General features: G+C 53.5%; 6 protein-coding genes. 4 read left to right on the top strand and 2 right to left on the bottom strand.

The window, feature by feature from the left end:
• Nucleotides 1-28 precede the first annotated feature (28 nt).
• Nucleotides 29-2,263: an FUSC family membrane protein gene (locus FW415_RS14830; protein WP_148386409.1), complete on the bottom strand. Its 2,235-nt coding sequence runs from the start codon at nucleotides 2,261-2,263 to the stop codon at nucleotides 29-31.
• 325 nt (nucleotides 2,264-2,588) lie between these two features.
• On the opposite strand from FW415_RS14830, the gene smc reads away from it, so the two are divergent.
• From smc to FW415_RS14850, 4 genes are all read left to right on the top strand, one after another.
• A complete protein-coding gene (gene smc / locus FW415_RS14835) occupies nucleotides 2,589-6,122 on the top strand; it encodes a chromosome segregation protein SMC (protein WP_148386411.1) in 3,534 nt (1,177 codons plus the stop codon).
• 112 nt (nucleotides 6,123-6,234) lie between these two features.
• Complete coding sequence (locus FW415_RS14840) at nucleotides 6,235-7,698, top strand: MFS transporter (protein WP_148386413.1); 1,464 nt, start codon at nucleotides 6,235-6,237, stop codon at nucleotides 7,696-7,698.
• A 294-nt stretch (nucleotides 7,699-7,992) separates the two neighbouring features.
• Nucleotides 7,993-10,266, top strand: a complete 2,274-nt coding sequence (locus FW415_RS14845) for a c-type cytochrome (RefSeq protein WP_246858749.1) — start codon at nucleotides 7,993-7,995, stop codon at nucleotides 10,264-10,266.
• 113 nt (nucleotides 10,267-10,379) lie between these two features.
• Nucleotides 10,380-12,095 (top strand): hybrid sensor histidine kinase/response regulator, encoded by a 1,716-nt coding sequence (locus FW415_RS14850; RefSeq protein WP_148386417.1) that lies wholly within the window; start codon nucleotides 10,380-10,382, stop codon nucleotides 12,093-12,095.
• A 26-nt stretch (nucleotides 12,096-12,121) separates the two neighbouring features.
• Here FW415_RS14850 and FW415_RS14855 read toward each other — a convergent pair whose 3' ends face one another.
• Nucleotides 12,122-13,096: a hypothetical protein gene (locus FW415_RS14855; RefSeq protein WP_148386420.1), complete on the bottom strand. Its 975-nt coding sequence runs from the start codon at nucleotides 13,094-13,096 to the stop codon at nucleotides 12,122-12,124.
• Between the last annotated feature and the right edge of the window lie 168 nt (nucleotides 13,097-13,264).

Genomic DNA, 13,264 nt, shown 5'->3' on the forward strand with positions numbered 1-13,264 from the left:
GCTTCCAGCATAGTAACCTTGCCATAACCTACCCCTCTGCGATCACTGCCCCGTGCACGGCGGCTTTCTTCATATCTTTCAACACGGAATACAGGGCGTTGAACTGGTCCCGTACATGCTTGATCTCCAGCATTTCCTCTCGCTCGGGGGTATTGCCCTGCCCTTCGTTGATCTGTTGCTGCCGTACCTGCAACAGCTGCTCCAGGTGGTCTTCCAGTTGCTGAAAGGCCGGTGTGGGCTGCAGCTCCGGAAAGATCACGCCTTCCCGTACATATTGTTCGATCTGGTCCATGACGGTGAGCAGGAACAGGAGGATGTCCTTATACTCCTGGCGTTTGTGCCGCATGCCATGTTGCAGCGCAAATGCGGAGAGCTGCGCGATGTGTGAGGACAGGGTATGGCTCAGTACCACGAAATGATACAGCTCTGATGCATGCTTCTGTTTGCTCTTTGGTTCGGACAGCATCCGCTGGAAAGCTGCGGTAAGATTGGCGGTGTTCACATGCACATCTTTGCGCGCCAGCTTGTAGGCGATCAGGCTGAATGGCTTGTTCGTGTACAGGTTGATCACCTGCGTCAGGTACTGTTTGTTGGACGCGATGGTCTTGACCATATAATCCGGCAGGAAGCGGTATTCCCAGCTTGGCCAGAAAAAATAGTTGAAGGAAAACGCGATGCCGCAGCCGATAAGGGTATCTATCACCCGATGGGTAAGGTTCTGGAAGTCCGCCGGCTGCAGGAAATGCAGCAGGAACACGATGAACGGGGTCATGAATACCACGCTCACCACATAGTTATAGGTATTGAAGCTGTACGCGCCGAGAATGCATATGAGCATCACGGAAAAGATGATCGTATCGTCTTTGGTCAGCCACAGGATGCCTGCGGCGAAGAACGCTCCGATCAGCGTACCGATCACGCGCTGGAAACTGCGGGTTTTCGTAAGGCTGAAGCCGGGTTTCATGATCACCATAATGGTGAGCAGTATCCAGTAGGTCTTGCTGAGATCGAGCGCCAGCCCCAGCAGCAGGCCGCATACCATCGCCAGCCCGGTGCGGATCGCATGGCGGAAGATATGCGAATTGAAGGTGAGGTTATTGCGGAAGGTAGCCAGATCGTACTGATGGCGGGTAGTGAACCTGGACAGTTCCAGCTGATGATCGAAAGTTGTTTCCTTTACCCGCTCCAGGCGGGTGAGGCGGTGGAGGTTATAGATGCGCTGCGCGATGTGCTGCATGTTATCGATCACGGTCTCAAAGGGAAGGAGGGCGGCCCTTTCCTTCAGGGTGGGCAGCCCGGCCTGGTAGGCTTTGAATTCCCGGCGCGCCTTTTCCAGCTCGAATTTCAGATTGACCTTCGGCAGGGAGCGCTGGCTGGCAGTAACGGCCACGCCTATATTATCCAGTTCCTCGGCAAACTGCAGGATGGCATGATGCAGCTGGGCTACCATCTGTGTTTTACCGAACTGCTTTTGCAGGGAGGTATAGTCCATCTGGGAGGCCATGATCTGTTCATGCATATCCACCAGGTCCAGGAAAATGAGTACCATGCTTTTGCTGATGCTGGTTGTGCCTTGTTGGGCAGAGCGCATCTTCAGCAAGAGTTCCCGCACGGCTTCCTGTTTTTCATTCACGACCACCTGCTGGGCGAATACTTCCCGGTAAGTGGCGGTAAGGTCTTTGTCCGGCAGGTAAAAGTCGGCCCGCATGCGGAGGTACCGGGCGGTGGACTGGATGCAGTCCCCAAGTGTCTGCTGAACGGTAAGGTAGGGGCGGATCTGCCATAGCAGGAGGGCCAGGAGGGAGTACCAGATGCTTCCGCTGAGGGTAAGCACAGCCATCTGTACGGCTCCCCGGGCCGTGTAGTTTTCCGCCAGCACACTCACCATCACCAGCAGCCCGCCGATGCCGATGTTGCCGCCCCGGTTGCCGTAGATCAGCAACATGCTGTAAAATACGCTGCAGAGGCCTATCCAGATGGTGAGCAGGGGAATGTAAGGTTGCAGCAGCCCGGTGCCAAGCGCCGTCAGGAAGATCAGGACGGTGCTGATCAGCAGGCCGTTCCGCTTGTGAAGGATCGTGCCGGGAACGTCAGCCAGCGCCGTACACAGGGCGCCCATCGAAATGGAGATGCCCATGTCCAGCCGCCCGATCTGGGCAAAGATCACGGAGGGGACCACAACGCTCAGGGTCGTGCGGAGTCCGGTGCTGAAATGATAACTGAATATAAAGGCTTTCGCTTCTTTGAACCAACGATCTTGCATTAGCCGCAAAATTACAATATAAGCATCATCTTTTCGATCGATATTAATAATCAATCAATTATTGAAATGAATATAACATATATTTCATTATCAATTATTTAAATCATCAAAATCGACCCATCCTGACAAAAATTATCCCCATGTGTGTATAAATAAATAGTAAATATTATGTGTTCTCTTTTAATTTACCAATTGTTTCAGGATCACCTCTAAAGAGAACATTGTGTTGCCATATCTGTCTGACCGCCCGACCGGAGCAGCAACCCCATGATACTGAAATCAACTTTATTCGATTATCTTTGGCGGCTCATAAAAAGGAGGTGTTGTGCGTTTAAAAACACTAGAGATCAAAGGGTTTAAAAGTTTTGCGGACAAGACCGTGTTGCACTTCGATGAAGGGGTAACCGGGGTAATTGGTCCCAATGGCTGCGGAAAGAGTAATATTATCGACTCTATCCGCTGGGTGATCGGGGAACACAAGATCAGCAACCTGCGTTCGGAGAACCAGGCGGGGCTTGTATTCAACGGCTCCCGTACCCGCTCCGCCAGTGGTATGGCGGAAGTAAGCCTGACGTTCGAGAATACCAAGAATGTACTGCCAACGGAATTTACCACGGTGACCATCACCCGCAAGTTCTACAAGAACGGGGACAGTGAATACCGGCTGAATGATGTGGCCTGCCGCCTGAAGGATATCCATAATCTATTCATGGATACCGGTGTCAGCACCGATTCCTACGCCATCATCGAGCTGGGCATGGTAGACGATATCATCAAGGACAAGGAGAACAGCCGCCGCCGCATGCTGGAACAGGCGGCCGGCATTTCCATCTATAAAACACGGAAAAAGGAAGCCAAATCCAAGCTGGACGCCACAGAAGGTGATCTGAACAGGATAGAGGACCTGCTTTTCGAGATCAACAACAACCTCAAGACGCTCGAAAGCCAGGCAAAGAAGGCCGAACGCTACTACGAGATCAAAAAGGAATATAAAGAAGCCAGCATCGAACTGGCCAAAGCTGCGCTGGAAGGGTTCAATATCACGTTCAAAGACCTGACGGAGCAGCAGCAACAGGAAACCGACCGCAAATTGGCCCTGGAAGCGGAAATATCCACCGATGAGGCTGCGGTTGAACAGGATAAGCTCCATTTTGTGGCCAAGGAAAGAGAGTTGCAGGTGCTCCAACGCTCCTTCAATGAACTGGTATCCAGCATCCGCACCAAGGAAAACGACAAGAACCTGGCCACCCAGCAGCTTACCTACCTGAAAGAACGGGAAAAGAACCTGACCGACTTTCTCGGCAATGCGGAAGGCCAGCTGAACGGGCTGACGGAATCCATTGCCTTTACCGAAACACAGGTAACGGAAGAGCAGGAAGTCTTCGAGTCCATGCAGGATGAACTGGAAGGGTTGCAGGATATGGTGGATGAAAAGAAACAGCATTTCGCCGAAAAGAAGCAGCAACTGGAAAAACTCCGGCAGGATCAGCAGCAGTGGCAGCGCCAGCAGTTCGAAGCGGAAAAGAAAGTAGCCGTAGCCGATACTTCCGTGCAGAACCTGCAACGGGGTATCCAGCAGTTGCAGGAAGAGAAGGTCGGCCGCGAAACGCAGATAAAAACACTGGAAGACGAAAAGGCCGGCCTCCAGGAAGTGCTGGCCGGCAGCAAGGATGAACTGGAAGAGATGATCCGCTTCCAGGAAGAGACCAAAAGCAAAATACTCACCACACAAAGCGAAATAGAAGGGCTGCGGGACCGGCTGGTGGACGAGAACAGGACACTTGATTCCAAAAAGAATGAATACGACCTGCTCAAATCCCTGGTGGACAGCCTCGAAGGCTATCCCGAAAGTATCAAGTTCCTGAAAAAGAACAGCGACTGGAACAACAAGGCCCCCATCCTCAGTGATATCTTTTTCTGCAGGGAAGATTACCGTACTTGTATAGAGAACCTGCTGGAGCCTTACCTGAACTATTATGTAGTCAACAACACCGAAGAGGCCATCCAGGCCATTCAGCTGCTGGACCTGCATAAAAAGGGCAAGGCCAATTTCTTCATTCTGGACCAGTTCAATCACCAGGCCGGCAGCCTGTTCGCGCCTCCCGGCACCACGGCGGCGCTGGACGTAGTGGAGATCGACGAGAAGTACAAAGGGCTGGGCAATTACCTGCTCGGGAAAGTATTCATCGCGGAAGGTGACCTTACACAGATCAGTTTTGCTGAACTGCCGGACCAGGATGTGCTGATCACCGAGAAAGGCGGACGGGTACACCGGGGCAAATACAGCATGAATGGCGGCTCCGTAGGGCTCTTCGAAGGCAAGAAACTCGGCCGCGCCAAGAACCTTGAAAAACTGGATGCAGAGATCCGCGATCTGGAAGGTGTTTGCGGCACCCTCAAAGCACAGCTGCAGGCCAAGCATGATGAAGTGCTGGGCTATAACAGCCAGCTCAATGAAAACAAGATCAACGCACTCCGCGAAAAGGTGAACCAGCTGAATAACCAGCTGTTCGGCCTGCAGAACAGGATAGAGAACTTCCATCATCTTATTGAGACCGGCAACAAGCGGCTTCTGGAGATGGAGCAGTCCCTCGCCGCCAACGAACAAAGCATTTCGAGCGTGCGTGATGAACTGGAAACATTGAACGACCGCGTACATACGCTGCACGACAGCATCGTGGCGGCGGACCGCGCTTCCCAGGAAGCGGAGCAGCAGTTCAACCAGGCCAGCACGCAATTCAATAACCAGAACCTTCAGCACACCCGCCAGCACAGTAAAGTGCAGGGACTGAAACAGGAGCTGGATTTCAAGCGCAAGCAGCTGAGCGATCTCCATCAGCAGATCACCAGCAATAAAGCACAGCTGGAAGATACCGCCGGCAACATCGCGGCGGCGGAAGACCGGCTGCTGCGGTCGGAAGACGGGCTGGTAGACCTGTTCCGCAAACGGGAGGAAGAAGAGAAAGCGCTCAACGAAAAGGACCAGGAATACTACAACTTCCGCAATCAGCTGCAGGAGCTGGAAAGCGCTTTACGTTCCAAGCAGAAAACGCGGGATATGCTGGACCAGCATCTCAACCAGATCAAGGACAAAGTGAATGAGCTGAAACTGCAACTGGCCTCCATGAAAGAAAGGCTGAGCGTAGAGTTCAAAGTGAACCTGGACGAGATACTGGATGAAGACCGCACCGGTACGCAGCCTGTGGAAGACCTGCAGGCCAATGCGGAACGCCTCAAGAAACGGCTGGAGAACATGGGCGAGATCAACCCCACTGCCATTGAGGCTTATACCGAAATGAAGAAAAGGTACGAGTTCATCCTCGAACAGAAGAACGATCTCGTGAATGCGAAGGAATCCCTGCTGGCTACCATCCAGGAAGTGGAATCTACCGCTAACCAGAAGTTCCTCGATACATTTAACCAGGTGAAGGAGAATTTCATCCGGGTGTTCAAGGCGCTGTTCACGGAAGAGGACCAGTGCGATATGATCCTCAACGATCCTTCCAACCTGGCGGATACCGGTATCGAGATCATTGCAAAACCGAAAGGTAAACGCCCGGCAGCCATTACACAGCTGTCCGGCGGGGAGAAGACCCTCACGGCCACGGCGCTGCTGTTCGCGATCTACCTGATCAAACCGGCCCCCTTCTGTATCCTCGATGAGGTGGACGCTCCGCTGGATGATGCCAATGTGGGGAAATTCACCAATATGATCCGAAAGTTCTCCGACAACTCCCAGTTCATCATCGTAACGCACAACAAACAAACGATGGCAGCTGTTGATGTGATCTACGGGGTAACCATGCAGGAGCCGGGGGTGAGCAAACTGGTTCCGGTAGATTTCAGGAGCCTTAATTAAAAAATAATATCTTGTAACGCATAGCGGGCCAGCCGGCTAAAACACGGCCGGCCCGTTTTTTCAGGTACCTTGTTTGGTACAATCATTGTCCACTTCTTCAAAACTCCGATAAATGGATTTGAAGCCACGGCAGACACTTACGGAACAGGAAGTCAGGCACGGATTAAAGATGGTTATCTGGGATGGATTGGCTTCAGAGACAATGACCACGCTGACGGGCGGGGCGTTCATCATAGCCATGGCTATCCTGCTGGGGGCCAGCAACCTGCAGCTGGGTTTGATCGCGGCATTGCCTACGCTGGTCAACCTGTTCCAGCTGATCTCCATCTGGCTGGTCAGGCGGTACAACAACCGCCGCGTGGTGACCGTTGTGGGCTCCCTGCTGGCCAGGTTCCCGTTAGTGATCATTGGCCTGCTCCCCCTGTTGTTGCCGCAATACGCGACCATTGAGCTGATCATACCCATCCTTTTCTTTTACTATTTTTCCGGGGCTATCGCCGGTGCGGCCTGGAACTCCTGGATGAAGGACCTGGTGCCGGAAAGGAAGCTGGGCGGCTATTTTGCCAAACGCAGCAGCTATATGCAGACGATGAACGTGGTGTTGAGCCTGGTACTGGCGCTGGGGCTGGACTATCTGCGGGACAATTATCCCGTCCTGGAGATGGACGCTTACGGCTGGATGTTCATTGTGGCCGGGATAGTGGGCATCATCGGAACGCTGTACCTTTCCAAAACCCCCGAGCCGCAATCCTTCCTGACGCGCGAGAACATATTTTCGATGCTTCGCCGGCCGCTGAAAGACAGCAATTTCAGAAGGCTGCTGATCTTCAATTCCGCCTGGGTCTTTGCCGTGAACATCGCTTCGCCCTTTTTTACGGTATTCATGATGAAGAGCATGGGCCTCAATCTTTCCTATATTATCGGCCTCACCATCCTCAGCCAGTTATCCAGCATTCTCACCATCCGGATATGGGGGCATTTCGCGGACCGCTACAGTAATAAAACGATCATCGCCATCGGTGCACCGATCTATATCCTGTGCCTGGTGGCCTGGTGTTTTGTCGGCATTTACTCGCAGCTGTGGGCCAACCTTACCTTGCTGGCATTGATTCACATCCTGATGGGATTTTCCAATGCGGGGATCAACCTGTCGCTGACCAATATCGGCCTGAAGCTTGCGCCCAGTGCTGATGCCATCGTTTATCTCTCCACCCGGAACGTGGTCACGGCGGTGTTCTCCGCTATAGCGCCGCTGCTGGGAGGCTCCCTGGCGGATTATTTCACCGGCCGCCACCTGAAGATCGATGCGGAGTGGGGTGGGCCTAACTGGACCAAAGCCTTTCACCTTGTGGAGCTGCATGAGTGGAACTTCCTCTTTGCCTTCGGGGCCATCATTGCCCTCGTTGCCGTGAACCGCCTGGCGAGGGTGAAGGAGACAGGGGAGGTGGAGAAAGACACGGTTGTGCGCATCATGCGCAGTACACTGCGGAACAACCTGAAGGAGAATTTCATTGTCGGTAATCTGATGAACGGGTATTCCCATCTGCGGAGCGCGTTCCGCAAGCGGTTCTTTTGATACATGAGCCAACAGCCTCATCCGCCCGCAATACATTCCATCTGCCACACGGCTCTGCCAACTGCCCCGCCAGGCACTTGCGATCTCATCCGCCGACAATCCCATGAAACATGCTGCCGGCCTCATAAGCCCATGCTCCGCAAATTTCCCCATCCGCCTGCAAACCGCCCTTTTGAACCGCTGATAAAATAATTCCAGCCTGCCCATCGATCAAATTTGAAATTCCGCCCCCGCTGAAGTATTTTAAAGTCGAATTTCAATCGGTTTCAATTTATGCATCCTGGTATTAAAACGATGGGTAGGATTTGGATCACCGGCCTGATAGCCGGGTTTTTAATGGCCTCCTGCAACAACACGGAAAAGAGCGCCGAATCAGATTCCCTGGCCATGCGGCAGCGCTTTGCAGCATCACCCGTACTCACCGGAGAACAATCGTTGAAACAGCTGGAAACGGAAGACGGTTTTTCCGTACAGCTGGTAGCGGCCGAACCCCAGGTGATCGTACCCGTGGCGATGGTCTTTGACGAAAAAGGCCGGATGTGGGTGGCGGAAATGACCGGTTACATGCCGGATACCGCAGGCACCGGGGAAGAAGCGCCCAATGGCAGGATCGTTATACTGGAAGATACAACCGGGGATGGTGCGGTGGACAAACGTACCGTTTTCCTGGATTCCCTCGTACTTCCCCGCGCGCTTTGCTTCGTGGAAGGCGGTCTGCTGGTGGCGGAGCCGCCCCGGTTATGGTATGTTGAAGTGAAAGGGGACAAACCGGGCAGTAAGATCCTCGTGGACGAAAAATATGCGGAGGGCGGTAATGTGGAGCACCAGCCGAACGGCCTGCTCCGCGCTATGGACAACTGGATATATAATGCCAAATCCTCAAAACGATACCGCAAGGCTGGTGACCGCTGGCTGAAGGAAACCACACATTTCCGGGGGCAGTGGGGCATCTCGCAGGATAATTACGGCAGGCTTTTTTATAATAACAACTCTGAAAATGTACTGGGCGATTATTTCAGCCCCGGCCTGGGCGCCACCAATCCCAACCAGCGGACGGTGGACGGTTTCAACCGCAATATCGTACCGGATAACCGGGTATATCCCATCCGCGCTACGCCGGGTGTGAACAGAGGGTATATGAAAGGTGTGCTGGACGATAGCCTGCGCCTGGTGAACTTCACCGCAGCCTGCGGCCCCCTCGTGTACCGCGGCGGCGCCTATGGCAACGATTTTGAAGGCAATATTTTCGTTGCGGAGCCTTCCGCCAACCTCATCAAACGCAACATCCTGCGGGACAGCGGCTATCATGCGCTGGGCCGGCAGGCCTACCAGGGGAAGGAATTCATCGCCAGCACGGACGAACGTTTTCGCCCCGTTAACCTGCACCTCGGTCCCGATGGCACAATGTACATCCTGGATATGTACCGTGGCATCATTCAGCATAAGACCTATCTCACGCCTTACCTGAAGAACGAGATCGGTATGCGCAGCCTTTCACAGCCGCTGAACTGCGGCCGCATCTACCGCGTGCTGCCCGAAGGCGTGAAAGGCCCGCAACCGGTGCAACTGACGGCTGATCCCGGAAAACTGCTCGCGCAGCTGGACGACAGGAACGGCTGGGTGCGGGACAAAGCCCAGCAAATGCTGGTAGACGGGCGGTACCGGCAAATCATTCCGGCACTCCGCGCGCGCCTGCAACAAACAGATCGCCCGTTGGGCCTGATCCATGCTATGTGGACGCTGGAAGGCCTGCAGGCACTCACGATCAACGATATCATCGCACTGCTGCAGCTGCCGGATGAAAACATCCGGACACAGGCCCTGGCCGCCCTGCCTTCCTTGCTGAATACCTCCAACAGCGCCATTGCAGTGCCGCTACTGGAGCAACTGGCCGCCAGTCCCCGTCAGGCCCCTGCGGTGGCTTACGTGCTGCCGGCCCTGCAAAAAGCAAATGCCGCCGCTGCCGGGCGGCTCTTAAGATCCATCTGGCAGCGATTCCCGGACAACCGGTTTGTGGCGGATGCCGTGATCAGCAATGTGCGCGACAGGGAAGAAGCATTGTTCGAAGAGATCACCGCATGGAGCGCGGATACCAACCTCGTGATCCGCCGTCACCTGCAAAAGGTCATTACGGATATCGCCAATCGCCGTAAAGCGAAGCTGGATGAAACCCTGGTGAAAGAATTTCCCCGCGGCAACCTCATCTACAAAACCATCTGCCAGACCTGCCACGGCGCGGACGGAGACGGCATCCAGTCGCTTGCGCCTCCGCTTAATCATTCAGACCTGGTCACCGGCAAAAAAGAAAGGCTGATCTCCATTGTACTGTACGGCCTTACCGGACCCGTTGAAGTGAACGGCAAGATCTACAAAGCGCCCGAGATCAGCGGGGATATGCCCGGCATCATCAATAACGACGAATTTTCGGATGCTGACCTGGCACAGCTCATGAGCTTCATTCGCAACGCCTGGGGCAACAAGGCCGGACGGGTAACTGAGCAGGACATCCTGAAAGTAAAGCAGCAGCACAAAGGCCGCGAAAAACCGTTCACGATGGAAGAGCTGTAACAGTAATACATATATATCTTTTCGAAATATTTCCCAACGATTTATTCGGTATATTACAGACCGATGGTTGACCCGGTTAAGGCAAAAATGCTGGTACTGCCGGACAAACGCGTATGAAGCTGAACACCTACATCAAACGACTGTTACCTTTGAACATGGTCCGTGCTATTGTGCACGCAGGCACGGAAGGCCTGGAAGAAAGCGCTGCCAAGAAGGCCCGGATCATCAACGGGCTTAGCCTGGTCACTGCATTCCTCGCTTTTGTGGTCGGGCATCTCTTTTATTTTTATACCGGTCTGCTGGAGATATACATTCCCGCCATGATCGAAGGCGCCCTGTTTTCGCTCATCATTGTGATGAACGCGTTCCGGCGTTACAACATGGCCAGCATAAGTGTGCTCATCGTACATTGCGCAGGGGCTTTCTATTTCGGCGCCATGCTGGGGCAGCTGATCAATATTTCCCTGATGGTCGCATTCCTGTTCGGCGTCTGCTTCCTGGTATATTCAAAACCGAAACACCAGCTGATCGGTATCGGCGCTACGCTGCTGACGCTGGGTTTGCTCGAATGGAACTATTACGTACAGGTGTTTCCCCCGATGGAAATGCCGGTTTATAAACAGTACATCTTCCGCTGGGTGGCCCTGCCATCCTTTCTGCTGTTCGATGTACTGGTGATGCTGTATTATGTGCGGGAGAACAAAACGCTTTACAGCCGTATCAAGACCTTCGTATATAAAGTTACGCACGAGCTGCGCAACCAGCTGAACGCCACTTTTCTTACCGCGCAACTGATCAAACGGGAGATCAGGCTGGATGACGGACTGAAAAAGATAGCGCCGTATGTTGACCTGCTGCTTGCCGCCAATCATAACATGCGCAACATCATCAACAATGTGCTGGATATGGCGGAGATTGAAGCGGGGAAAGTGGATACACCGGAAATGGAAACCTTTGCCATCGGCCCATTTTTTCACAAGCTGATCAGTCTCAATAAGGTAAGGGCAGGAACGCGGGGTATCCGGCTGGAGCTTTCCATTTCGAAAGAGATGCCGGAGATCATCCTCAGCGACACGCTCAAGCTGAACCTTATTGTCACCAACCTGCTGGCCAACGCCATCAAGTATGCCAATAAGGAAAGCAAGGTGCGCATGCGTGTGGAGAAGTCCGGAGAAGGGAAGTTCCGGGTGGCGGTGACCAATGAATGCCCTGATATACCGCCGGCCAAACAGGCGGTGCTGTTCGATATGTTCGTGAGGGACAGGCGCAACAAACATACGGAAGGCACCGGCCTGGGATTGTATATCGCCAAAAGCAAAGCGGATTCCCTGCAAGGTTCCCTGCAGCTGACCAGCCGTAACGGCCTTACTACTTTTACGCTGGAACTGCCGCTCCTGGAAGGCAGGCAGGAAGATATTGCGGAAGACATCATGGAAACGGATATCGACCTCAGCAATATTCATGTGATGGTAGCGGATGACAGCGATATGAACAATATGCTGCTCTCCCGGTTCCTGAGCCTCTACGGATGTGTGGTAACTTCCGTCACCAGCGGCATGCAGCTGATCAGCAAGCTGAAAACCATGCAGAATCTGCCGGAGATCATTATCCTGGACTATCATATGCCGGGTATGAACGGGGAAGAGACTTTGCGTCACCTGAAGCAGGCGCCTTATGTTCGCAACATCCCCGTAGTCATCTGTACCGGCAGCCTGGAGCATGAACAGGAACTGATGGATGCGGGAGCAGCCTCCATCATCCTGAAACCTGTGGAGCCAAAGGACCTGTTCGACGTGATTTGCCGGCATTTACCCCGGCTCAGCGGGTAAATGCCGGCAAAGGGGAAGGGATAAACCTATGCGCTTACCGCCTGTGCATGTTTCAGTTCCCGTGAGGGATGACCACCTTTCTTGTACCGTTCGGTCAACTGAAGCGTCCAGTGCATGTAGCCACTGATCATCAGCTCCAGGTTCTCCACAAATTCAATGACCGCCTCCGCATATACGCCGAAATCCGGAAGGGAAGCCCTCAGCGCGGCGAACTCCGCCACATCCCGGTCGTGGATACGAATGGCTTCCGCATATGCTTCCCCCATGGAATATTGGCGATGATGTTCCAGCATGAGCACAAGGTTCAGCACATCGCTGCCTTTTTCCAGGTGCGCGGAAAAATAGTCGTTGGCCCAGGAAAGAATATGGCAGGTCAGCTGGGAGAGCCGCCGGATGGAAGGATGCTGCCGGATCTCTTCCGGCAGCACAAAGCCGGTGATCACTTCGGCGAAGTCAACAAGCGGATACACGTTCACAGCTTTCTCGCGGATGTTCACAAACTCACCGAATGAAGGGAACTGCAACGATTTGCGGTAAGGTATCTCCGCTTTCAGCCCGTCGAAATACACATTCAGGCTATGACAGAAGCGCTCCAGCCATAGGTCCGAACCCATGCTCACCAGTTCCTGCCGCAGCACCGGCAATTGTTCATACAGTTCATCGCGCTGCACCATCATGCTGCCCCTGAGAATGGCCATGGCTTTCCCCCGGATCACTTCTATCTCTTCTACCGTAGCAAATTCAAAAGTGTCATCTATCGTAAAGGCCCAGATATAGAAACGGCAGATCGCGGTAAGCTGGGCCTTGTTGGCCCGGGGGAACATACATCCGCCGGCATGGCCCATCCCGGTCTGTGTATATTTTTTCTTTACTTTTTCAGGAAGGAAAGCATAGTAACGGTTTACCCAGCCGGATATCTTTTCTTCCATGTACAGCGCATGGCGATTGGTGGCAGGCTCGAACGGATACTGCAAGCCCGCAGCATTGAATTCTCGTGTCATAATAAAACTGTTTTTGATGAAGGAATACCTGTTAATGGTTACGTGCTCCTCAATAAAGGCTGGTTAAAGTTTCAGTTACAGTTATAGTAAGATATGAAAAATTGGGACTGGAAGGGAGGAGGGGAGGAAATCTGTGCCGGGGGGTAACGGCACAGGAAAGCAGGGGGG

This window comes from Chitinophaga sp. XS-30 (assembly GCF_008086345.1).
In the GTDB taxonomy this organism is placed as follows: Bacteria; Bacteroidota; Bacteroidia; order Chitinophagales; family Chitinophagaceae; genus Chitinophaga.

Bases quoted from the DNA above. Each gene is read 5' to 3' on its own strand.
- FW415_RS14840 (WP_148386413.1), top strand. From the start codon at position 6,235: ATGGATTTGAAGCCACGGCAGACACTTACGGAACAGGAAGTCAGGCAC.
- FW415_RS14845 (WP_246858749.1), top strand. From the start codon at position 7,993: ATGGGTAGGATTTGGATCACCGGCCTGATAGCCGGGTTTTTAATGGCC.
- FW415_RS14850 (WP_148386417.1), top strand. From the start codon at position 10,380: ATGAAGCTGAACACCTACATCAAACGACTGTTACCTTTGAACATGGTC.
- FW415_RS14830 (WP_148386409.1), bottom strand. From the start codon at position 2,263: ATGCAAGATCGTTGGTTCAAAGAAGCGAAAGCCTTTATATTCAGTTAT.
- FW415_RS14855 (WP_148386420.1), bottom strand. From the start codon at position 13,096: ATGACACGAGAATTCAATGCTGCGGGCTTGCAGTATCCGTTCGAGCCT.